Here is a 20,833-nt window from a genome sequence, read left to right as displayed (position 1 = left end):
CTCCCAGTCCCGGTCGCGATAGCCGTTGCGCTGGGCCAGACGAAGCGGGTTCTTCTCGCCATAAGCGGCGCCGGTGGCCGCACCCACCTCCATCTCCATCAACCGCTCGGCGGCAAAGCCGATCATCTCGCGCAGGAGATCGGCGTCGGGGGNCTTCTCCACCAGCGCGCGCAGGTTCATCATGTCGTCGGTCATCGGTGTTCCTTCCGGAAAGGGGTTGGTCTCGCAACCAGACCCTACCGGAAAGCGCCGATGACCGCCGCGCTACCCAGCTACACCACGTCCGGGGACGTCACCTTGCAGAGCCCCTCAGACGTCGTGGTCAGAGGCCCTGATGGTGCGAAAAACATCTGATTCTCTTCTGTTTCGTTCAGCAGCTTGAGCTATTTCCGCTAGCTCGACCACAAGATAAGGATCGAACGATTCTAGTGAAGGTTCACTTCGAAACCCTCGCGGATTACAGATCACGCGAGTATTGCCGATTAGGTAATTGCTGGGCTTATGGATATGGCCGTGCACCCACAAAATTGGATCGTACTCGAGAATTAAATGTTCAAGGCGTGATGCGAGCGATGCTGCCAACGGATCCCGCAGAAGAGAGTGTGGAATCGACATTAAAGTCGGCGCATGATGACTTATTATTATCCGGTGTTCGCTTTCAGTTTCCTGAGTTGCCCACATTATTTTTGCCAGGTCTTGGACGTGAAGCCCCAGTCGGTTTTGAGGGGTGAATCGTTGGTTCGGTCTCTTCGAAATCTTAATCCGGTGGTATTCGTCCAATGTCTTTTGGGCCACCGTAGTTGCCATTTTCATATCCCAATGTAGCTTGAAATCAGTCCAGACGGTAGCGCCGATAAATTGGTAGCCATCCAATGCCACATATGCGCCGTCCAGTATAAATATGTTTCCGTAGCGGTGGGCAGTCCGATGTGCCTCTGCAAGCCCCTCTGTTACGGAGCTGCCGTAAAAATCATGAGCACCGGGTACGAATATTACCGGCATATGGGGAGCAATGTGATCCCCCAACCATTCAATGCCTCTCTTTGGTCCTCGATCTGTAATGTCTCCTGCGCAAATGCACACGTCTGCATCGGGAATTGCAGAAAACCTGAAATTGGGTTCCTGTTCGACATGTAAGTCAGAAAATATCCATGCTCTCATAATACGCCTTGGTCTTCTTTTTACGCCTTGCCGCTCACTTGCAGCTGCGGATGGTGATTCGCAGGTCGGGCAGGCAACAGGTTCCTGAAGGTCCCGCGTTTGCGGAAAGACCGCAAATATGTGCGAAATAATAGTAAAAAGATGCGCAAAAAGTGAAATATTTCGGGAGATATGGCACGTCGGTGGGGTCCCAACTAATACCGCCTTATGGATGCTCCCGTCCCACTCCTGCGCGCGGCACGAAGCGCATTGGACCTCAGCCAAACCCAATTGGCTGAGTTGTCCGGCATCAGCGCCCGGACCATCTTGAAGATCGAGCGAAACGACCATGTGAAGGTGGAGACAGTTCGAAAACTGCAGCAAACCTTTGAACGGTTAGGAGTTAAGTTCTTAGGCCCGGACGAGACGGGTGGTCCTGGGCTGCGGCTGCCTCTAATTGACTAGCCGCAGCACGCTGCGGCAGGTGCTAGCGATGATGAGTCACGGAGGATTGCCAAATTTGAATCGTGGCAGCTTGCCCAACGCTGATCAGTCAGACACTTAGCTGAATCGCGGACGGTTTGTCCCCTCACAAATCGTGGATTTCATTGAGATTTTCCGGTTTCTCTTATAGAGGCGGTTGGTCAACCCTTTCGCAGCACTCACCCTCACTCTGCTGCTGCATTCGCTTCAATTCCCGGCTGACAAAGGCGACGATCTCGGCTGTAGTCTGCCCGAGTTCTCACGGTGTTCGAGGCGAGGGTGACGTCGCGAATCTTCTTCTCTGCAATCCTGTTCGTCCTGGCCTGCGGCGGTCTCGCCCGGGCTGATCGGACCCATGTCGCCATCGCGGCAAACTTCACCGATGCGGCGAATGAGATCGCCCGGGCCTTCGCCGCAGAGACCGGGCATCAGGCGGTGCTGTCGTTCGGTGCCACCGGCCAGCTTTACGCCCAGATCACGCAGGGAGCGCCGTTCGAGGTGTTTCTGTCGGCGGATAATGTGCGCCCGGCAATGGCGGTTGCCGAAGGCTACGGCGTCGAGGGAAGCGTCTTTACCTATGCGACCGGTCAGCTGGTGCTCTATTCGCCGGATGCAGCCGTCGTGACGGGACCGGAGGTCCTGAAGGAGGGGAACTTCCAGCAGATAGCCCTCGCTAATCCGGAGGCTGCGCCGTATGGCAAGGCTGCGGTCGAGACGATGCAGTCGCTCGGTGTCTATGAGGCATTGCAGCCCAAAATGGTGCAGGGCCAAAACATCGCCCAGACGTTCCAGTTCATCGAGACCGGAAATGCCGAGCTCGGCTTCGTTGCGCTGGGGCAGGTGGCGCGGCGCGACGGCGGCTCGCGCTGGGTCGTACCACAGGAGCTTTTCACGCCGATCCGGCAAGATGCGGTGCTTTTGAAGCAGGGTGAGGATAACCCAGCGGCAACAGCCTTCATCGAGTTCCTGAAGGGAGACAAGGCGGCCGAAATCATCGAAAAGTACGGCTACGCACGCGCGCGCTGACGAGGACGCCGCGCAAATCCGGGAGGCACGACGTGACGCAGGACCTGTGGTCGCCGATCTGGCTGACGATCCAGCTCGCCGGCGTCACGACGCTCGCACTGCTCATCATCGGTATCCCGATCGCCTGGTGGCTCGCATGGACGCCGTCGCGCTGGCGCGAGGTGATCGCCACGATCGTCGCGCTGCCGCTCGTCCTGCCGCCGACGGTGCTCGGTTTCTACATTCTCGTCGCGCTTGGCCCGCAGGGGCTTGGCGGCTGGCTTGGGCCGCTGGTGGGCCTGCGCACCTTCGCCTTCAGCTTCGAGGGGTTGGTCGCCGGCTCGGTGATCGCCTCGCTGCCCTTCATGGTTCAGCCGGTGCGCAATTCGTTTGAGGCGATGGGGCGCCGGCCGCTCGAGGTCGCGGCAACGCTGCGCGCTTCGCCCTGGGACGCGTTTTGGAGCGTGGCGCTGCCGCTGGCACTGCCCGGCATTTTGACCGGCGCGGTGCTGGCCTTTGCCCATACGGTCGGCGAGTTTGGCGTCATCCTGATGGTCGGCGGCAACATTCCTGGCGAAACCAAGGTGCTGTCGATCGCGATCTATGACTTCGTCGAGACACTGCGCTGGCGCGAGGCGCATATCCTGTCGCTCGGCATGCTCGTCTTCTCGTTCCTCGTGATCTTCACGGTCTCGCTGCTCGCGCGCCGGTCGGGGAGGCGCACGTCTTGACGGGTGCGACGATCGACATTTCGCTCGACGGCCAGCTCGGCTCGTTCCGGCTAAATTTCGAGGCGGGGCTGCCGATGTACGGCATATCGGCGCTGTTCGGGCCTTCGGGTTGCGGCAAGACATCGGTGTTGCGGGCCGTTGCCGGCCTCAACCGGATCCCAGGTCGCATCGTTGTCGGCCGCGAAATCTGGCAGGACGAACAAACTTTCGTGCCGACGCACCGGCGTGCTCTGGGCTATGTGTTCCAGGAGGCAAGCCTTTTTCCGCACTTGTCTGTGCGCCGGAACCTGACCTACGGCGAAGCCCGCGCGAAGGGCGCGCCCGGGCACACGCAGTTTGACGAGATTGTCGAGCTGCTCGGTATCGGCCATCTCGTCGACCGGATGCCGGACAATCTCTCCGGCGGGGAGCGGCAGCGGGTGGCGATCGGCCGGGCGCTGCTGGCGCAGCCGCGGCTGCTCTTGATGGACGAGCCGTTGTCGGCGCTCGACCGCATGGCGAAGGACGAAGTGCTGCCCTATTTCGAGGCGCTGCATGCAAACCTGAAGATCCCGATCATCCTCGTCACGCACGATATTTCCGAGGTCGAAAGGCTTGCCGATCATGTCGTGCTGATGCGCGATGGCCGGGTGCTTGCCTCCGGGCCGCTCAGCGCCATGCAGGTTGATCCTTCGCTGCCGCTCGCTGCGGGCCGGCAAGCGGCGGTGACGCTCGATGCCGTGCTCGACCAGTATGACTCGGACTACGGCCTCGCGACACTGAAGGTGTCCGGAGGCGAGTTCCTCGTGCCGATGGAGCAAGCCGCGAGGGGCAGCCACCAACGCCTGACGATCGCTGCCGGCGATGTCAGCCTCGCGACTCAGGCGCCGCAAGGCTCGACGCTGCTGAACAGCCTGCCGGCTCGCGTTCTCTCAGCGACGATAGCTGGAAACGAGGTCATTGCCGTGCTTGGGCTCGGCGATGATGGTGCGGGCAGTCGCATCCTCTCGCGTGTGACCCGCAAGTCGTGGGAGAGCCTTGGCTTCCGCGAAGGACAGCTGGTTCACGCGCAGGCGAAAAGCGTCGCGCTTGTCCGCCGCAAGAGCAGGTGAGGGGCTGATCGCGCTTTGGTCGCGAAACTGCTATAAGAGGCAATGGAGCGCTGGCCTGAGATTGCCTATGTTCAATGGCGAGAGACCTGCACTGCGCTGCACCTGTGGGCGCAGATCATGGGAAAGTACCGCTTCGCGCATACGCCCTGGGTCAATCACTCCTGGCATGCGACGCTCTATGTAACCCCGCGCGGTCTGACGACCGGCCCGATCCCTGACGCCGACGTTTTCGTCACCATCAGCCTCGATTTCTGCGACCACCTCTTTGTTGCCGAGGCGGAGGGCGGTGCGCGCGAGACCTTCCCGCTGCGGCCGATGAGCGTGGCGCGGTTCTATTCCGAGACAGCCGATGCGATACGCGCCGTCGGCGGGCGGCCGCTGATGCATGGCAAGCCCAACGAGTTTCCGGACCCGGTTCCCTTTGCGGAGGATCACGCAGAGCGTCCTTACGATGGCGAGGCAGTCCAGCGGTTTCACCAAGCGCTGGTGCTGGTCGCGCGCGTGTTCGAGCAGTTCCGCACCGGTTTCCTCGGCAAGGTCTCACCCGTGCATCTGTTCTGGGGCTCGTTCGACCTTGCCGTCACGCGCTTTTCCGGGCGATCCGCGCCGCTGCATCCGGGAGGAATTCCTGGACTTCCGGACAGCGTCTCGCAGGAAGCCTACAGCCACGAGGTTTCGTCGGCCGGCTTCTGGCCAGGCGGTTCCGGCGTCGACGAGGCGATGTTTTATTCCTATGCGTATCCCGCGCCTGAGGGCTTCAGCGCCCGCAGGGTTGAGCCGGCGGAAGCGCGGTTTGACGAGCGACTCGGTGAGTTTCTGCTGCCTTACAACGCGGTGCGGCGCAGCCTTGAACCAGAGCAAACGCTGATGCGGTTCCTGCAGACCACCTACGAAGTGGCTGCCGATACCGGCGGCTGGGATCGCGCCGCGCTCGACTGCGAGCCGGGAATTCCAAGGGTTCCGCGCCGGCTCTGAAGCGTCACGACCGCCGCAAAACAGGGGGGGTGCGATTCACAAGCGCCTTACGTATCGTCATCACTGAAACGCCGCTTTTTGGTTGGGCGCGCCCGTTTTCTGCCTTAAAGAGCGCCCGTCCGCGACAAATGTGCGCGGCTTATCAAGCGACACTTTTTCATGAGTTCGCCCCGGCCATCGTGCCGGGCGTTCGCACTGGCAGCCGCGAGCAGGTCCTCCCAAGACGCTCGCCGTCGCCCAAGAATAGGAGTTGGACTTGTCTGGGTCCCGTACAATTTCCGAGCGCACGCTCTACGCGATTTCGCTGGTCGTGGCTGCGCTCTTCCTCTGCAATATTTATTACCAGCTGCACATTGCCCCGAACTGGCAGTGGGGTCCGGCACTCGACAAGATGCCGAAGCACATGCTGACCGACTTCCGCGCCGAGGTCTACGAGAACGGCAAGGGCGGTTACGCGGCCGGCGAGTACATCGCCTCGGATGCCGAGTACAACAAGGACCTGTTCCCCGAGTTCGCCGATGGCGTCAACGCCAATTCCGAACTCGTGCAGCCGCTGATCGGTGATGGCCGCACGGTCGTCGCGGTCCACAAGCTCACCGTGAACGGTTCCGAGCAGACGGTCGTCGACGTCTACCACATCGGCCCGCGCGGCGGCCGCATCGACAACATCCAGCGCTATATCGCGCAGTAGGAGCTAGCCCCATGTCGAAACAGATTTCCTACGACTGGAACCTTAGCACCATCGTCAAGATCCTGCTGACGGGTGGCCGTCTCTACCTCGGCGGCTGGATGATCATGTCGGGCACGTCCTACTGGCTGACTCAGCTCGGCCTGCCGACGATCTTCCCGCAGCCGGTCGGCAACACGCCGCTCTCCTCGCAGATGCTCGTCACCATGATCGAGGTCGGCCTGTTCGATATCGTCAAGACGCTCGAAATCGTCTGCGGCCTGATGCTGGTCTTCAACCGCTTCGTTCCGCTCGGCCTCGTGATCGCAATGCCGATCTCGGCCGTCGTCTGGTACAACGCCATCATCCTGAACGGCCGTTATGACCGCCTGTTCAGCCCGACCTACATGGGTGTGATGTGCTTCTACCTGTCGATCATCCTGATGCTCGCCTACCTGCGCTTCTACGCGCCGCTCCTGACCTGGAAGGCGAAGATGGGTGGCCTCGGCGACTTCAAGAAGCTGATCGAAGCGGCCAAGACCGAAGACTGATTGCTTCTGCACGTCAAACACCTAAAGCCCGGCGGTTCTTCCGCCGGGCTTTATTTTTGCCCCTTCAAGTTCGGCCCCGGGCTGCCTAGATTTTAACCAAGTGCTGGCAGAAGGATCATCTTACGTCCGCACCCGAGGAGCAGATGGCCACCATAGAGCAGAAGACGCTGAAACGCCCGGACATCCCGGTGCTGATCCTTGCGGGCGGCCTCGCAACGCGCATGGGCGGCGGCGACAAGGCGTTGATGCAGCTCGGCCAGGGTACGCTGCTTGATCGCATCATCGAACGCCTTCGCCCGCAGACGAACGTCATCCTCCTCAACGCCAACGGCGATGCTGCGCGCTTTGCCCATTTCAGCCTCGAAGTCGTTCCGGATACGATTGAGGACTGGCCGGGGCCGCTCGCGGGCGTGCTGGCCGGGCTCGACTGGGCGGCAGCGCGCGGCTACGAGCAGATCATCACTGTGGCCGCCGACACGCCTTTCGTCCCGCACGATCTCGTGGAACGCCTGGCGGAGGAGGCGACCAGCCAGATGGTGCCGATCGCGCTTGCGGCCTCGCGCGACGAGAACGGTTCGCTGCGCCGCCATCCCACCTTCGGGCTCTGGCCGGTGCGTGTCCGGGATGACCTGCGGGCGCAGCTCGAGGCCGGCCAGCGCCGCGTCGGCGCCTTTGCCGACCGCCACGGCGCCGCCTGCGCATTGTTCTCCGACGACAGCGGCGACCCGTTCTTCAACATCAACACCCCTGACGACTTGCAGCTGGCCGAACAGCGCCTGCGCGGCCAGCGGGCTTAAAATCCCCCGGCAGCGTTCCTAGATCTGGCGTGAGGATGTTTCCTGCGCCGGAGGAGTGCCGTGCCGAGACTTTTGCTCATCGCCCTGCTTGTGCTTGCCGTGGCCTATGTCGCGTTTCGCCTTACGCGCAATTTGCGCGGCACGGAGATAGACTGGCGCGGCATCGGCGTCGCCGCGGCGTTCGTCGCGCTGGCAGTTTATCTGAGCCAGGTGGCGGGGATAGGAGGCGTGGCAGGGTAGGGCCGGTGCGCCGCGCCGTCAGGCACAGAGGTGGCACTGACATTGGCAGTCCTGAAGCGTTCCGGAATGGATCCTCGGGTCTGGCCCGAGGATGACGAATGGCTAACGTTAGGGCTCATCCTCGACCGTCTGTGCTTTCCATCCCCGTGTTCATGGAACGATCAGGTTGTAGAGGGAGCGTCCAAGCCTTTCCCATCGTCATGCCACGGCTTGACCGTGGCATCGAGGCCTGAACGGTTACGAAGCCCGGGCGGTGACGAAGAGCGCCGGCCATTTGGCACGCGCCCCAGCGGCTACCCGACCAGATGCCGTCTGGCCGCGTAGAGCGCCACGGCAGCCGCGTTGGAGACGTTGAGCGAGCGAATGGCGCCGGGCATGTCGAGACGAGCGAGAGCCGTGACCGTCTCGCGGGTCTTCTGGCGCAGGCCCTTGCCCTCGGCGCCAAGAACCAGCGCGATCTTGCTGCCGGAGAACGTCTTTTCGAGCTCCGCTGGGCCTTCCGAATCAAGCCCGATCGTCTCGAAGCCTGCCTCGTGCAGCTCGCCCAGCGCGTCGGCAAGGTTGCGCACCTCGATATGGTCGATGTGCTCGAGCGCACCGGAAGCCGACTTGGCCAGCACGCCGGTCTCGGCCGGGCTGTGGCGGGCCGTGGTGATCAGCGCGCCGGCGCCAAAAGCGACTGCCGAGCGCATGATCGCGCCGACATTATGCGGGTCGGTCACCTGATCAAGCACCAGCACCAGCTGCGTGTCGCCAAGCGCGGTGAGGCGCTTGGGCGTCAGCGGTTCGGCTTCGATCATCACGCCCTGATGGACCGCGTCTTCGCCCACGAGCTTGTCGATCGCGCGCGGCTCGACGATTTCCACCGGGAAGGGGAAGGATAGCGGCTCGCTGAGCTCCAGCCGCGCCAGCGCGTTGCGGGTGACCAGCATGCGGCTGATCTTACGGCGCGGATTGTCGAGCGCCGCGCGGACCGTGTGCAGGCCGTAGAGGCGCACCGTCCGGTCGTCGGCCTTCGTCGATTCCTTGTTGCGGTCGCGAAATTCGCGACGCAGGCGGGCGTAGTGGCTATCCTTGGGCGAGGGGGTTTTGGCGTCCTTTGTCATGCGCGTTCTATAGCCCCGCAAGGGTCCGTTGGATACTGTTGAAAAATGCTTCAGGCCCCTGTTGACAGGCGCGCCCGCTGACGCCATAAGGCCCACGCAACTTCGAACGAAGCGCTTCGCTTCGCCGCCGAAGTCGCCTGAAGCCTCTTCGCATGGCTCCGACGTAGTACGGAGGGATGCCCGAGTGGTTAAAGGGGACGGACTGTAAATCCGTTGGCTATGCCTACGTTGGTTCAAATCCAACTCCCTCCACCACTACGATCCGGATGCCCGCGAAGACGACGGCCAGGTGGCCGTCTCGTCAGATCCCCCATAATCTATCCCCCATAATCTGGTTTTTGCAACGCGCTCAGCAGTTTGAGCCTGTTTGTGCAACTGGCACGGAAAAAAAGCGGCGCCGGTTTCCCGACGCCGCTTGAGGTGATTCTGCCGAATCAGTGCTTGCCCTTGCTGATCTTCTCAAGGACGCCGAGCATCACGGCGGACACGACGAAGGCGATGTGGATGACCGTCGCCCAGTAGAGCTGCGTCTCCTCGTAGTTCTGCCCGTTGAGGAAGATCTGCAGAAGGTGGATCGACGAGATCGCGACGATGGACGAGGCGACCTTGATCTTCAGGCTGCCCGAGTCGAGCTTGCCCAGCCAGGAGATGCTGTCATTGTCGACCACATCGAAACGGCTAACAAAATTCTCGTAGCTCGAGATCATCACCATCACGATCAGGCTTGCGACGAGTGCCGCGTCGATCAGGCCGAGCATGGCGAGAATCATCCCGGATTCGTCGAAGGTGAAGAGGTTCGTGGCGACCTTGGACAGCTTGTAGAGAAACGAGATGGCGTAAAGGCCAAGGGCGACTGCGAGGCCGATATAGAAGACGACCAGCAGCTAGCGGGCGGAAAGAATGATCCGCTCAATCAGAAGTTCCAGCGCTTTCATGCAATTGACTCTTGGGGTGCGGACGGCGGGACTGCGCCGGCGCACGATTCGAAAAGGACGGTGCATTTACGCGAGCACCAGCAACGCTGACAATTGCTGGGGAGCTTGCTGCAGGTGCCGCAACGGAACCGGCGATGGGGCTGGCATTTCCTTGACGGTTCAGCGCCTTGATCGTCTTGACGACTCTCGTTCAGTTCAATAGATGACAGTGCTGTCGCGGGTATAGCTCAATGGTAGAGCAGCAGCCTTCCAAGCTGAATACGCGGGTTCGATTCCCGCTACCCGCTCCATCTCTTTCTCTCAATTTTTCATAGGTTTGATAGCGCGTGCTGCCACGCGTCTGTGCGCTTACGGGCGCAAAGAAAAACCCCCGGCACGCGTGTGCCAGGGGTTTTCGTTCGCGGTGTGTCGTCCGCCTATTCGCTCAGGAAAGCGAAGCGGATGACGAACAGGATGGCGACCAGCCACGTCGCGAGGTGCACTTCGCGGAAGCGGCCGCTGATGGTCTTCAGGACAGCGTAGCTGATGAAGCCGACCGCGAGGCCGTTGGCGATCGAGTAGGTGAACGGCATGATGATGGCCGTCAGAACCGCCGGAGCGGTCTCGGTCACGTCATTCCAGTCGATGTCGACCAGCTCGCGCGCCATCAGCACGGCGACGTAGAGCAGCGCCGGGGCGGTCGCGTAAGCCGGGACGGAGCCTGCCAGCGGCGCGAAGAACAGTGCCAGCAGGAACAGGATACCGACGACGAGAGCGGTGAGACCGGTGCGGCCGCCTGCCTGCACGCCCGAGGCGCTTTCGACATAGGCGGTGGTCGACGAGGTGCCGAGGAGCGAGCCGCCGGTGATGGCGAGGCTGTCGGCGAACAAGGCGCGGCCGAGGCGCTTGTCCTCGTGGGTCGGGCCGTCCTTCAGCAGGCCTGCGCGCTTGGCAACGCCGATCAGGGTGCCGGTCGCGTCAAACACCTCGACGAGGACGAAGACGAGCACGACCTGGAGGAGGCCGTACCCAAGGGCGCCGGCGATGTCCAGCTGGAACAGCGTCGGCATCAGGCTCGGCGGGGCGGAGACGAGGCCGCCAAAGCTGTTTACGCCGAGAAGCATCGAGATGATGGTGATGGCAAGAATGCCGATCAGGATCGCGCCGCGCACCTTGAGGGCGTCGAGGCCGGCGATGATGAAGAAGCCGAGGATCGCAAGCAGCGTCGAGGTCTGGGTCAGGTCACCGAGGCCGACGAGCGTCGCCGGATTGTCTACCACAATGCCTGAGCCCTGCAGGGCGATGATGCCGAGGAAGAGGCCGATACCGGCAGCGATGGCGCTGCGCATGGAGGTCGGGATGCCTTCGATCAGCCAGCGGCGAATGCCGGTGACGGTCAGGATCAGGAAGATGATGCCCGAGATGAAGACCGCGCCAAGCGCCTGCTGCCAGGTGAAGCCCATTGCGCCGACGACGGTGAAGGCGAAGAAGGCATTGAGGCCCATGCCGGGGGCCATGGCCACGGGCCAGTTCGCCAGCAGTGCCATGATCAGGCAGCCGATCGCCGCGGCCACACAGGTCGCCACGAATACCGCGCCCTGGTCCATGCCAGCGGCCGACAGAATATTCGGGTTCACAAAGATGATATAGGCCATCGTCAGGAAGGTCGTTAACCCTGCGACGACCTCGGTGCGCACGGTCGTACCGTGGCCCTTCAGGTCAAAAAACTTTTCCAACATGCCGTATCCCCCGGGTGTTGATTACCCACGTGTCAATCAGGCGCATTGCCCGAACACATAGCATTGCACGCGGGAAGCCATTCGCTAGCGGGGAATCGCCGGCGGTTGGATAATCCACAACTTCAAGCTTGAAATTGGTCCCTCAACTGACCATGCGTTGAGAATTCCTCAAGATGTCGTAGCGTCAAACCACGCCCTTGCTACGGCTGAGTCGGCTTCCGTAAGGCTATGGCCGCCCGCAACTTCCTTCACGTCCAGCAATGCGCCGGAGCGGCGGAACCAGTCGGCCAGCTGCGGGGTGCTGCGGGCGAAGGGATCGTCTCTGCCATTGAGTATCAGGACACTGGTGCCAGAGAGATCCGTTTCGGGTAGTTCCTCAAGCACCGGAATGGCGCGCAGGAGAATCGCCCTGCGGATGAGGCCGGGGTGCAGCGCCATGATGGCAGCGGCGAAGTTGGCGCCGTTCGAGAGGCCGACAACGGTGATACGGTCCGGGTCGAGCCGGTAGCCGGAGATGGCGCCTTCGATGAAGGCAGCGAAGGCTTCTGCCTCCGAGCGGATATCCGCCTGGTCGAAGCTCGTCATCGAGAAGCGGCGGAACCAGCGCGCCGAGCCTTCCTCCGTTGCGCGGCCGCGCACGCCCAGGATCGTCGCGCGCGGCGAGATACGGTGGGCGAGGGGCATCAGGTCGGCCTCGTTGCCCCCCGAGCCATGCAGGACAATGATCGTGTCGTCGTTCGGGCCTTCGGGCGTGTAGAATCGATGCACGAAGGGCAGGTCGCGCCGGGGAGGGCGGGGCTCGCCAGGCATACCGAACTGCGGGAGCATTACCCGGATGTCCTCGGCCCGCTCCTCGTCGTGAGGCGGCACCAGCAACGTCTTGCCCAGGTGCTCGGGGGCTTCATCGACGGTGAAGCCCGGCGCGTCTGTCGCCAGCTCGATCAGCGTGCCGCCGGGCTCGCGAACGTAGAGCGAGGTAAAGTACTTGCGGTCGTGGAAGTTGGTCGGCGAGGAGTTCAGCTTCGCGAACTCCGCTTCCGCTTTTCTCACTGCATCTACATCCGCTGCGCGAAAGGCGACGTGGTCTGCGGTTCCGGTTCCGGGGATGCCGGGTACATAGCCCGCGACATCGCGGACATCCACGGCATCGGTGTCGGAGACCAGGTGGGTGATCGCGCCTTCCGTTGCCGCCTTGCGGTAGCCGAAGCGCGAGACGAAGGCCGCGGTCTCCTCACCGGTCTCGGTGAGGATCGTGACCGAGCGGATGCGGCGGATCGCCGTCGCGGCATCGCCCCACGGCGCGGGTGAGGGCAGGTCGGTTCCAACCAGCTTGACGATGATGCCGTCGGGATCTTTCAGGCGCAGCACCGGCTCTCCGAATTCGCGCGAAGGACGCTCCATGGAGACGCCCGCGGTCAGCGCGCGCGTCATCCATTCGCCGATCGAGGTGGCGGGAACAGCAAAGGCGATCTCCGACACCTGACCGGTGCCGATCCGGCCCGGCGCACCATCCTGCCAGACGAAGAAGGTGACGACGGTTCCGGGCGAACCGAGCCGGCCACCGTAGAACAGGTGCAGCTGCAGGCTGTCCTCGTAGCCACCGGTCTGCTTGATCAGACGCAGTCCCAGGAAGCCGGCATAGAAGTCGACATTCGCCTGCACGTCACGGGTAATCAGAGTGACATGATGGATGCCGCTTCCGCTGTTGATCGTCATTCAAGGGCCTCCGGCATGCAGTTCTTTACAGGATAGTTCGCATTTTATCGGTGCCGGAATCCAGCGTTTTACCCTGCCAACAGGTAGTTCTACCGGCTTTCCACGTTGATAACCCTCACGCCCGTAACATCGCCGTCAATAACAAGTCGCAGGGCAGGTCAGGCAACAATGACGGTTCTCGTTACTGGCGGGGCGGGCTACATCGGCAGCCACATGGTGTGGGCATTGCTCGACGCGGGCGAACGCGTCGTCGTGCTCGACCGGCTGTCCACTGGCTTTGATTGGGCGGTCGCGCCGGCTGCGAAGCTGATTGTCGGCGACGTCGGCGATCTCGACCTCGTTGCGGCGATCATCGACCAGCACGAGATCGAGACGGTCTTCCACTTCGCGGGGTCGGTGGTGGTGCCGGAGTCTGTCAGCGATCCCCTCGGCTACTACCTCAACAATACGGCCAACACGCGCACGCTGATCGAGGCGGCGGTACGGGGCGGCGTGCGCCACTTCATCTTCTCGTCGACCGCTGCCGTCTATGGAGCGACTGGGTCGGATCCAGTACGTGAGGATGCGCCGCTGCGCCCCGAGACGCCCTACGGCATGTCGAAGCTGATGAGCGAGATGATGCTGCGCGATGCCGCCGCCGCGCATGGCTTCACCTATACGTGCCTGCGCTACTTCAACGTGTCGGGCGCTGATCCGTTGGGCCGGACCGGCCAGTCGACGCCGGGCGCGACGCACCTGCTCAAGGTTGCCTGCGAGACGGCGTTGGGGAAGCGACCGGCGATCTCGGTGTTCGGAACCGATTATCCGACCCGGGATGGCACCTGCATCCGCGATTTCATCCATGTCGCCGATCTGGTGGAGGCACACCTGCTGGCGCTGAAGCGTCTGCGCGCAGGCGGCTCCAACCTGGTCGCCAATTGCGGCTACGGCCGCGGCTTTTCGGTGCTCGAACTCATCGATTCCGTCCGCCGCATGTCCGGCATGGATTTCCCTGTCGTCCATAGGGGCCGGCGCGAAGGCGACATGCCTTCAGTCATTGCCGACCCGTCGCTTGCCATCCGCGAACTGGGCTGGAACCCGCAGCATGACGATCTCGACCGGATCGTGTCGGACGCACTAGCGTGGGAAGCGCGGCTTGCCCGCCACGACTTGCGCAAGTCGATCGCTCATCGGCGTGGCCCAGAGCAGAGTCCTGTCCGGCGCAAAGCATCCTGAGGCGCGCTTGACGTACGGGTAACGCATCAGTAAGCAGGCCAGATAATAAGGCTTGCTTACTATGTTGACGAAACCGGACCCCGACGCGCTTGGTTTTCTGCTGACGGATGTTTCCCGCCTGCTGCGCGGGGAACTCGAACGCCGCATCGTCGCGACGGGGCTCGAGCTGACGCCTGCAGAGGCGCGCACGCTGCTGCACGCGGCGCACGGAGAAGCCAGCCGCCAGACCGTGATCGCCGAGCGGATGGGAGTCGATCCCATGACGCTTTCCGGTAATCTCGACCGCCTGGAAGCGCGCGGGCTGATCCGTCGTGAACCCGATCCGCGCGACCGCCGCGCCAAGATCGTGCGAGTCACCGACGCTGCGGAGCCCGTGCTCAACGAGATTATGCGCGTCAGCGTCGAGATGCGCAGCGACATGACCGCGAGCTTTTCCACCGAAGAGCTTGCCCAGTTCCGTGCGGGGCTGAAGCGCATCCAGCGCGCGCTCCTCGACATGCGGCAGGACTGCGGCAAGGGAGCATCTGCATGAACATCCAGTCTCCCAAGCCGCCCGCACAGCTGATGAGCGAGCGTCGTGTCAGCCTGATCTGCGCGCTGATCGTCGTCCTTGGTCCGTCGTCGCTGGTGCTGTTTACGCCCGCCATGCCGGAGCTCGCTGTCGTATTCGGTGTTTCGGAGTCGGCGGTGAAGATGACGCTGATCTCCTATTTCATCGGTTTCGCGATCACGCAGCTGATCTGCGGTCCGGTCTCGGACGGGCTTGGGCGCAAGCCGGTGATCCTGTTCTTCGTCACCGTCTATGGGCTGGGCTCGCTCGCCTCGCTGTTTGCGCCGTCGATCGAGTTGCTGGTTGCCGCGCGCTTCCTGCAGGGCATCGGCGCATCTGCCGGCATCGCCATTTCCCGCGCGATCGTCCGAGATCTGTTCACGGGCGAGACCTCGGCCCGGATCATGAACACGATCGGCATGATCATGGGCATCGCGCCGGCGCTTGCGCCGACCTTTGGCGGCTTCATCCTCGAGTTGTTCGGCTGGCAGGCGGTGTTTGCGGTGATGCTGGTGCTCGGCGTCGTGGTTGCCGTTGCGGTCAAACTGTTTCTGGTGGAAACGGTCGGGCGCGATCTCTCCCGCATCCGGCCGAAGGCGCTGGTCCATTCCTACGCAACTCTGCTGAAGCACAGTTACTTCATGTCTGCGTCCATGGTGATGGCCGGCAGCATGGGCGCGTTTTTCACCCTGACAACCATCCTGCCGTTCGTGCTGATGAACCGCGTAGGGCTGTCCCCGACCCAGTTCGGCATCGGCATGCTTGCTCATTCGCTCAGCTTCTTTACGGGCACGATCGTCGTGCGCTCAGCGCTGAAGCGTTTCAGCGCCTCTTCGCTCGTTCCTGTCGGTCTGGCCTCGATCGCGCTCGGCTGCGTGCTCCTGGCGATTGGCCTTCGCCTAGCGCCGCCGACCTACATCTCGGTGATGGGTCCCATCGCCTTCTTCGTCTTTGGTGCAGCCTTCATCATGCCGGCAATGTCGACGGCATCGCTCGCCGCGTTCCCGCATATGGCGGGCGCCGCAAGCGCGCTGGCCGGGTTCCTGCAGATTGGGGGCGGGCTTGCCGGTGGCGTTGCCGCCGTACTGATCGGCGATCCTGTGATGGCGCTGGCATCGGTGATCCCGGGCATGGGGCTGGTTGCGATCATCAGCTGGCTGATCTGGCGCCGCCTGCCGGAACCAGTATTCGCCAAGGTCCTGCCGCGAGAGACCACTCCGCCTGCGCCGCCAGCCGCCTAGCTTTCGCTGAAAGTGGCGCCGCGTCGGGAGCTTCTGCCTTGTTTCAGTCACGCGGATCGCTATGAAGAGCGATCTGCACCCGCGCCGAAGGAATGCCGACGTCTGTGGGCTACCCCCTTCGCGTGGTAACAAGATGCGGCCAAATGCAGTACAGTGCATGGCCGCATGACTTTGGGGGTGCAGATCATATTGTGCGGACGAGCCGTTGCCAGTCCAGACGGTGCGTTCGCAGGTTCCAGTTCCTCGGGATTGAACGTTGGCCGTGAAGCGATTCTTTGTAGCCCTAAGGTCACACCCAATATTTCGCGATGCGGCGAGCTTTGCGTTTGATCTTTGTGTTGCGCTCTTCTCGGTCTGCGCGGCGTATCTTACAGCCTACGGCTACCCGCGCGTCTCCTACATTCCGGGCCAGCCGGAAAAGTTCCTCGGCTTTGCCGCCGCGGCTTCGATTGCGTTCATCATCTTCAAGCCGTATCGCGGCTCGTGGCGCTACGTTTCCATCCCCGACCTCATCACGATCGCCAAGGCCGCGGCATTGTCTGTGGTCATCTTCACCATCGGCGCGTTCCTGCTGACGCGTGGCGAATATTTGCCGCGCTCAGTGCCGATCCTCACCTTCATCTACATCGTCGTGCTGTTCTGCAGCTCGCGGCTTGCCTACCGCCTGATGGTCGAGGGATCGCTGCAGCTGCCTGGCATCCTCTCGCATGCCTCACCCAACCAGCGAACCGTTCTCCTGTGCGGATACACCGACAAGGCCGAGAATTTTCTGCGCGCCGCCCGCCGCACCGGCAATTTCGCCGTTGTCGGCATAGTCGACGATACGCAGCGCACGCACGGACGCACCATGCGCGGCGTTCCTGTGCTCGGGAGCCTCGCCGACCTGCCGGCTGTGCTGGAGAAGATCAACCGGCCCGGCGTTACGATCCACGAACTGGTCGTCACCGAGACCAATCCGTCGCGCCAGCGCCTTGCCCAGATTCTCGAGGTTGCCAACGACAACGGCCTCAAGGTCTCGCGCATTCCGGACGTCACGGCGATTTCCGAAGTCACCAGTGACTTCCTCCTCGAGCCGAAGCCGATTGAGATCGAGGACCTTCTGGAGCGGCCAGAAGTGAAGGCTGACCTCGAACGGGTCGCCGGACTCATCAAGGACCGCGTGGTGCTGGTGACCGGCGCCGGCGGCTCGATCGGCTCCGAGCTCAGCCGCCAGATCGCCGCGATCCAGCCGAGCAAGCTGATCATCACCGACAGCTCCGAGTTCCTGCTTTTCACGCTCGACACCGAGCTTCGGGATAGCTGTCCTGACCTTGACCTCCTCGCGCGCTACCTCGATGTGCGTGACCGCACCCGCGTCTTCCGGCTGGTCGATGAGCTGAAGCCGGACGTCATCTTCCACGCGGCGGCGCTGAAGCACGTGCCGATGATGGAGGACAATCCGCTCGAGGCGATCAAGACGAACGTCCTCGGCACCAAGAATGTCGCGGATGCGGCGCTCGACGCAAGCGTTTCGACTTTCGTGATGATTTCGACCGACAAGGTCGTAAATCCCACGAGCGTTATGGGCGCGACCAAGCGTGCGGCCGAGACCTATTGCCAGGCACTGGACATCCAGTCGAACGGCACACGCTTCCGCACCGTGCGCTTCGGCAACGTGCTCGGCTCCAACGGCTCCGTTGTGCCGCGATTCCGCGAACAAATCGCTACCGGCGGCCCGGTGACGGTCACGCATCCGGATATCGTCCGCTACTTCATGACGATCCCTGAGGCGGTGCGTCTCGTCCTGCACGCCTCGGCGCACGCGATGTCGATCGGCAACGGCCGCGGCAAGATCATGGTGCTCGACATGGGCAAGCCGGTGCGAATCGCTGACCTCGCCGAGCGCATGATCCGGCTGGCCGGCTTCCGCCCGCGCGTCGACATCGACATCGTCTATACGGGCCTGCGCCCGGGCGAGAAGCTCTACGAGGAGCTGTTCGACCCGTCGGAGGTGCCGGATGAGCGGACGGAAGAGGGGTATGTCATTGCCTCGCCGCGCGTGATCGACCGTGAACTGCTCGAGCGGACGCTGGTCGAGATCAGCGCATGTGCTGGCAGCGAGGATGCAACCCGCGCGCTCGAGCTGCTGCAGCACATCGTCCCCGAATACGACCGCGACGGCCAGAAGCAGGACCTGTCCGCCGCGGAAGCCGTCGCGCAGGCCTAGAACCAGCGGCCGATCGCCAACAGTGTTGCAGGCCGTTCCTCGGCCGAAGCAGATGCGGGCTGCATGTGGTACCAGACGGCCGCGGTTTCGCTGCTCGCAACGGCCTGAACCGAATGCGATACCGCTGCCGCGCTGCCCTGTACAATGATCTCATTCGTGCTGCCGGTCGCGAACGTTGCCGGGAACGTCCACGTCTGCGGCGCTGAGCGGTAGCCGCCGCCGAAGGCGATATCGATGGCGATGGTGGGCGCTGCACGGTGGTGGCAGATCTGGGTGCCGTCGGCGAAGCGGATGTAGGTGCCATTCCCGTTCGAGCCGCGTTCGACGATTGCGCCCGTGGGCACGCCGCCACTTTGCGATACAGTGCCGACGATCGGCTGCATTGTCGCTTCACCCGCACCGTCATATCGCGCGAATGAGCCGGCCGCGCCCGTCAGCGAACTCAGCGCATCGACTGCCGGCGTGTTCGGAAAGCTCATTTGCCCGGTCACATGGTCGACGCGAAAGCCCTCGCGCCAGGCCTCGCCATCGTCGGAAACTCTGCACGAAAGGTCGTCGTCACCGACGAGGCCGAATTCCGCAAGGCCGGTCCAGCCAGACTGCATCAGCAGCGACAGGACGTTGCCTGAGGCTTCCTTGTTCAGCGTGTAGCGCAGGTCGCCGTCGCCGCCTTCGCTCGAGGCGAGGGCGGTCCACAATGCCTTGTTGAGCTTCGCCGCGAAGGGATTTCCGTTGTCCGCTGCGGTGCCGAGGCCAAGCTTTTCCAGATACTGGATGCTTCCCAGTGTCTCGCCGAGATCGACCCATTCTTCGCCGTCGAAGACGACGAACGTGTCCTCATCTCTGACCCAGGCGATCCAGCCGGTGCACGGATCTATCCGCCGCCAGCCACCGTCGAGGCGAAGAGCGATGGCGTTTTCCCAGCTCGCCCAGGCACCGGTCGCGGAGGAGGGGACCAGGTAGCGCTCGCCGTCAGCCGGACTTTCGGGCGGGTCCGTCAGATCACGTGCTTTCACCGCCAGCTGCACGATTGCATCGAGCAGCACGAGAGCTTCGTTATGCGTCACATGCTTCTGCGCTTGTGACGGCATGATGTAGGGGAGGTTGAGGTTGGAGGTTTCTTCCATGGTGCGCCGTTCCTGTTGACCGGCAAAAGCCTAGGCCGGCGCCCATGGTGGTGGATAAGTTGGGCCGCTTAGCTGCAGAACAGGTCGTGCATCGTGGAGATAAAGCGGCTCACGCGCGGGTCTGCCAGTTGATAAAAGACCTGCTTTCCCGCCTTGCGGGCGGAGACGAGCCCCGCCTCGCGCAGCTCGGCGAGCTGCTGCGACAGGCCCGGCTGGCGAATGCCCAGCAGGTCCTCCAGCTCGCGCACCGAACGCTCGCCATCGCACAGCGCGCAGCAGATCAGCAAGCGGTCCGGGTTCGACAGCTTCTTGAGGAACGCCGAAGCCTCGTCGATCCGCGCCTGCAAGTTGGCAGTCTCGCAGGAAAGCCGCTCCGCCATCTTCAATCCCACTTCGCGTTCGGGAACAGGTTCATCGGCACTTTCAGATAACGCACGCCATTGTCTTCCGGCTCCGGCAGGCGGCCGGCATTGGTGTTGATCTGCAGCGCGTAGAGGATGAGCTTCGGCATCGGCAGGGTCCTGTCGCGCGCCTCGCGGGCTGCGACATAGGCCTCCTCGGTCTTGTGGACCGAGATGTGAATGTTCTTCGCCTTCTGTTCGGCGACCGTCGATTCCCACCGCGGCTCGCGCCCGCCGGGCTGGTAGTCGTGGCCGGTGAAGATGCGGGTCTCGTCCGGCAGGGCAAGAATGTCCTGGATCGAGTTCCAGAGCTGACGCGCGCAGCCGCCGGGGAAGTCCGCGCGTGCCGTGCCGCTGTCCGGCATGAACAGCGTGTCGTGGACGAAAGCGGCATCGCCAATGACGTAGGTAATGGAGGCGAGCGTGTGTCCCGGCGAAAACATCACCCGCGCCGGGATGTTGCCGACGCTGAACTCGTCGCCATCTGCGAAGAGCCGGTCCCACTGGGAGCCATCGGTCGGTGCGTTCGGTCGATTGTAAAAGCCGTTCCAGATCTTCTGGACGTCACGCACCTTCTCGCCGATGGCGATTGGCGCGCCAGTCTTTACCTTCAGATAGGTTGCTGCCGAAAAATGGTCGGCGTGCGGATGGGTATCGAGGATCCACTCAACCTCGTAGCCACGCTCGACGACCAGAGCGAGGATCTTGTCCGCGTTCAGCGTGGCGGTCGATGCGGACTTCTCGTCGAAGTCGAGCACGGGATCAATGATGGCGCACTTCCGCGTTTCCGGGCAGGCGACGACATATTGGATCGAGCCTGTGCGCGAGTCGTAGATGCCGGTCACGTCGGGTTTGGCGGACATGGAAGATCCCCTTCAACTGGTAGTCTGCAGGCACACTAGGATAGTTGCAAATAATTGCAATCGATAACGTGCATC

At 62.7% G+C, this 20,833-nt stretch carries 21 protein-coding genes and 2 tRNA genes; 14 read left to right on the top strand and 9 right to left on the bottom strand.

Translation table 11 applies throughout. From position 1 onward, the window contains the following. Together L630_RS0102835 and L630_RS22355 are read right to left on the bottom strand one after the other, a co-directional pair. Nucleotides 1–195: transposase (locus L630_RS0102835; RefSeq protein ID WP_024846773.1), on the bottom strand; the 195-nt coding region annotated here is incomplete at its 3' end. 114 nt (nt 196–309) lie between these two features. Next, the gene (locus L630_RS22355) at nt 310–1,491 is read right to left on the bottom strand and encodes a metallophosphoesterase (protein WP_084465715.1); all 1,182 of its coding nucleotides are present in this window, start codon (nt 1,489–1,491) and stop codon (nt 310–312) included. A 438-nt stretch (nt 1,492–1,929) separates the two neighbouring features. On the opposite strand from L630_RS22355, the gene modA reads away from it, so the two are divergent. From modA to L630_RS22750, 8 genes are all read left to right on the top strand, one after another. Beyond that, on the top strand, nt 1,930–2,649 hold the full coding sequence (modA, locus tag L630_RS0102825; RefSeq protein ID WP_034329216.1) for a molybdate ABC transporter substrate-binding protein: 720 nt from the start codon (nt 1,930–1,932) through the stop codon (nt 2,647–2,649). 32 nt (nt 2,650–2,681) lie between these two features. Continuing rightward, entirely contained in the window at nt 2,682–3,359 is a 678-nt protein-coding gene (modB, locus tag L630_RS0102820) for a molybdate ABC transporter permease subunit (protein WP_024846770.1), read from the top strand. Further along, nucleotides 3,356–4,450: a molybdenum ABC transporter ATP-binding protein gene (modC, locus tag L630_RS0102815; RefSeq protein ID WP_024846769.1), complete on the top strand. Its 1,095-nt coding sequence runs from the start codon at nt 3,356–3,358 to the stop codon at nt 4,448–4,450. Before modB ends, modC begins: the two co-directional genes overlap by 4 nt. A 42-nt stretch (nt 4,451–4,492) precedes the next feature. Further along, a complete protein-coding gene (locus L630_RS0102810) occupies nt 4,493–5,425 on the top strand; it encodes a DUF5996 family protein (protein WP_024846768.1) in 933 nt (310 codons plus the stop codon). 256 nt (nt 5,426–5,681) lie between these two features. After that, nucleotides 5,682–6,116: a hypothetical protein gene (locus L630_RS0102805; RefSeq protein ID WP_034329157.1), complete on the top strand. Its 435-nt coding sequence runs from the start codon at nt 5,682–5,684 to the stop codon at nt 6,114–6,116. An 11-nt stretch (nt 6,117–6,127) separates the two neighbouring features. Then, a complete protein-coding gene (locus L630_RS0102800; protein ID WP_024846766.1) occupies nt 6,128–6,643 on the top strand; it encodes a hypothetical protein in 516 nt (171 codons plus the stop codon). Nucleotides 6,644–6,786: 143 nt separating this feature from the next. After that, the gene (gene mobA / locus L630_RS0102795; RefSeq protein WP_051473074.1) at nt 6,787–7,440 is read left to right on the top strand and encodes a molybdenum cofactor guanylyltransferase MobA; all 654 of its coding nucleotides are present in this window, start codon (nt 6,787–6,789) and stop codon (nt 7,438–7,440) included. 60 nt (nt 7,441–7,500) lie between these two features. Further along, nucleotides 7,501–7,680, top strand: a complete 180-nt coding sequence (locus L630_RS22750) for a hypothetical protein (RefSeq protein WP_024846764.1) — start codon at nt 7,501–7,503, stop codon at nt 7,678–7,680. A gap of 293 nt (nt 7,681–7,973) precedes the next feature. Here the strand turns inward: L630_RS22750 and L630_RS0102785 are convergent, their stop codons facing one another. After that, nucleotides 7,974–8,786: an RNA methyltransferase gene (locus L630_RS0102785; RefSeq protein ID WP_024846763.1), complete on the bottom strand. Its 813-nt coding sequence runs from the start codon at nt 8,784–8,786 to the stop codon at nt 7,974–7,976. Nucleotides 8,787–8,956: 170 nt separating this feature from the next. On the opposite strand from L630_RS0102785, the gene L630_RS0102780 reads away from it, so the two are divergent. Beyond that, nucleotides 8,957–9,041 (top strand) — tRNA-Tyr (locus L630_RS0102780). Between the two features lie 179 nt (nt 9,042–9,220). Here the strand turns inward: L630_RS0102780 and L630_RS20935 are convergent. After that, on the bottom strand, nt 9,221–9,670 hold the full coding sequence (locus tag L630_RS20935) for a TIGR00645 family protein (RefSeq protein WP_245263642.1): 450 nt from the start codon (nt 9,668–9,670) through the stop codon (nt 9,221–9,223). Between the two features lie 267 nt (nt 9,671–9,937). Here L630_RS20935 and L630_RS0102770 point away from each other — a divergent pair. Then, nucleotides 9,938–10,011 (top strand) — tRNA-Gly (locus L630_RS0102770). Nucleotides 10,012–10,137: 126 nt separating this feature from the next. On the opposite strand, the gene L630_RS0102765 is transcribed toward L630_RS0102770, so the two are convergent. Both L630_RS0102765 and L630_RS0102760 read right to left on the bottom strand, forming a co-directional pair. Then, the gene (locus tag L630_RS0102765) at nt 10,138–11,439 is read right to left on the bottom strand and encodes an NCS2 family permease (RefSeq protein ID WP_024846762.1); all 1,302 of its coding nucleotides are present in this window, start codon (nt 11,437–11,439) and stop codon (nt 10,138–10,140) included. 168 nt (nt 11,440–11,607) lie between these two features. Continuing rightward, nucleotides 11,608–13,155, bottom strand: a complete 1,548-nt coding sequence (locus L630_RS0102760; RefSeq protein ID WP_024846761.1) for a VOC family protein — start codon at nt 13,153–13,155, stop codon at nt 11,608–11,610. Between the two features lie 168 nt (nt 13,156–13,323). On the opposite strand from L630_RS0102760, the gene galE reads away from it, so the two are divergent. From galE to L630_RS0102740, 4 genes are all read left to right on the top strand, one after another. Beyond that, a complete protein-coding gene (galE, locus tag L630_RS0102755; protein ID WP_024846760.1) occupies nt 13,324–14,370 on the top strand; it encodes a UDP-glucose 4-epimerase GalE in 1,047 nt (348 codons plus the stop codon). Between the two features lie 61 nt (nt 14,371–14,431). Next, nucleotides 14,432–14,902, top strand: a complete 471-nt coding sequence (locus tag L630_RS0102750) for a MarR family winged helix-turn-helix transcriptional regulator (protein ID WP_024846759.1) — start codon at nt 14,432–14,434, stop codon at nt 14,900–14,902. Then, nucleotides 14,899–16,161 carry a multidrug effflux MFS transporter gene (locus L630_RS0102745; protein WP_024846758.1) on the top strand — a complete coding sequence of 421 codons (1,263 nt, stop codon included), beginning with the start codon at nt 14,899–14,901 and terminating at the stop codon, nt 16,159–16,161. The genes L630_RS0102750 and L630_RS0102745 overlap by 4 nt, the downstream gene beginning before the upstream one ends. A gap of 262 nt (nt 16,162–16,423) precedes the next feature. Continuing rightward, on the top strand, nt 16,424–18,367 hold the full coding sequence (locus L630_RS0102740) for a nucleoside-diphosphate sugar epimerase/dehydratase (protein ID WP_245263639.1): 1,944 nt from the start codon (nt 16,424–16,426) through the stop codon (nt 18,365–18,367). On the opposite strand, the gene L630_RS0102735 is transcribed toward L630_RS0102740, so the two are convergent. From L630_RS0102735 to L630_RS0102725, 3 genes are all read right to left on the bottom strand, one after another. Then, the gene (locus L630_RS0102735; protein WP_024846756.1) at nt 18,364–19,494 is read right to left on the bottom strand and encodes a DUF2793 domain-containing protein; all 1,131 of its coding nucleotides are present in this window, start codon (nt 19,492–19,494) and stop codon (nt 18,364–18,366) included. The genes L630_RS0102740 and L630_RS0102735 overlap by 4 nt on opposite strands. Nucleotides 19,495–19,562: 68 nt before the next feature. After that, complete coding sequence (locus L630_RS20930; RefSeq protein WP_034329155.1) at nt 19,563–19,874, bottom strand: metalloregulator ArsR/SmtB family transcription factor; 312 nt, start codon at nt 19,872–19,874, stop codon at nt 19,563–19,565. A 2-nt stretch (nt 19,875–19,876) separates the two neighbouring features. Continuing rightward, the gene (locus L630_RS0102725) at nt 19,877–20,758 is read right to left on the bottom strand and encodes an MBL fold metallo-hydrolase (protein WP_024846755.1); all 882 of its coding nucleotides are present in this window, start codon (nt 20,756–20,758) and stop codon (nt 19,877–19,879) included. Nucleotides 20,759–20,833: the final 75 nt, after the last annotated feature.

Origin of the sequence: Aminobacter sp. J41 (genome assembly GCF_000526635.1) — a bacterium.
Classification (GTDB): Bacteria; Pseudomonadota; Alphaproteobacteria; order Rhizobiales; family Rhizobiaceae; genus Aerobium.
This window is presented reverse-complemented; position numbering and strand designations above follow the sequence as displayed.

What these genes read in the sequence shown, in the direction of transcription:
- L630_RS22355 (WP_084465715.1), bottom strand. Translation starts at nt 1,491, where the DNA reads ATGGTCGTTTCGCTCGATCTTCAAGATGGTCCGGGCGCTGATGCCGGA.
- L630_RS0102810 (WP_024846768.1), top strand. Translation starts at nt 4,493, where the DNA reads ATGGAGCGCTGGCCTGAGATTGCCTATGTTCAATGGCGAGAGACCTGC.
- L630_RS0102800 (WP_024846766.1), top strand. Translation starts at nt 6,128, where the DNA reads ATGTCGAAACAGATTTCCTACGACTGGAACCTTAGCACCATCGTCAAG.
- mobA (WP_051473074.1), top strand. Translation starts at nt 6,787, where the DNA reads ATGGCCACCATAGAGCAGAAGACGCTGAAACGCCCGGACATCCCGGTG.
- L630_RS0102785 (WP_024846763.1), bottom strand. Translation starts at nt 8,786, where the DNA reads ATGACAAAGGACGCCAAAACCCCCTCGCCCAAGGATAGCCACTACGCC.
- L630_RS0102765 (WP_024846762.1), bottom strand. Translation starts at nt 11,439, where the DNA reads ATGTTGGAAAAGTTTTTTGACCTGAAGGGCCACGGTACGACCGTGCGC.
- L630_RS0102760 (WP_024846761.1), bottom strand. Translation starts at nt 13,155, where the DNA reads ATGACGATCAACAGCGGAAGCGGCATCCATCATGTCACTCTGATTACC.
- galE (WP_024846760.1), top strand. Translation starts at nt 13,324, where the DNA reads ATGACGGTTCTCGTTACTGGCGGGGCGGGCTACATCGGCAGCCACATG.
- L630_RS0102750 (WP_024846759.1), top strand. Translation starts at nt 14,432, where the DNA reads ATGTTGACGAAACCGGACCCCGACGCGCTTGGTTTTCTGCTGACGGAT.
- L630_RS0102745 (WP_024846758.1), top strand. Translation starts at nt 14,899, where the DNA reads ATGAACATCCAGTCTCCCAAGCCGCCCGCACAGCTGATGAGCGAGCGT.
- L630_RS0102735 (WP_024846756.1), bottom strand. Translation starts at nt 19,494, where the DNA reads ATGGAAGAAACCTCCAACCTCAACCTCCCCTACATCATGCCGTCACAA.
- L630_RS20930 (WP_034329155.1), bottom strand. Translation starts at nt 19,874, where the DNA reads ATGGCGGAGCGGCTTTCCTGCGAGACTGCCAACTTGCAGGCGCGGATC.
- L630_RS0102725 (WP_024846755.1), bottom strand. Translation starts at nt 20,758, where the DNA reads ATGTCCGCCAAACCCGACGTGACCGGCATCTACGACTCGCGCACAGGC.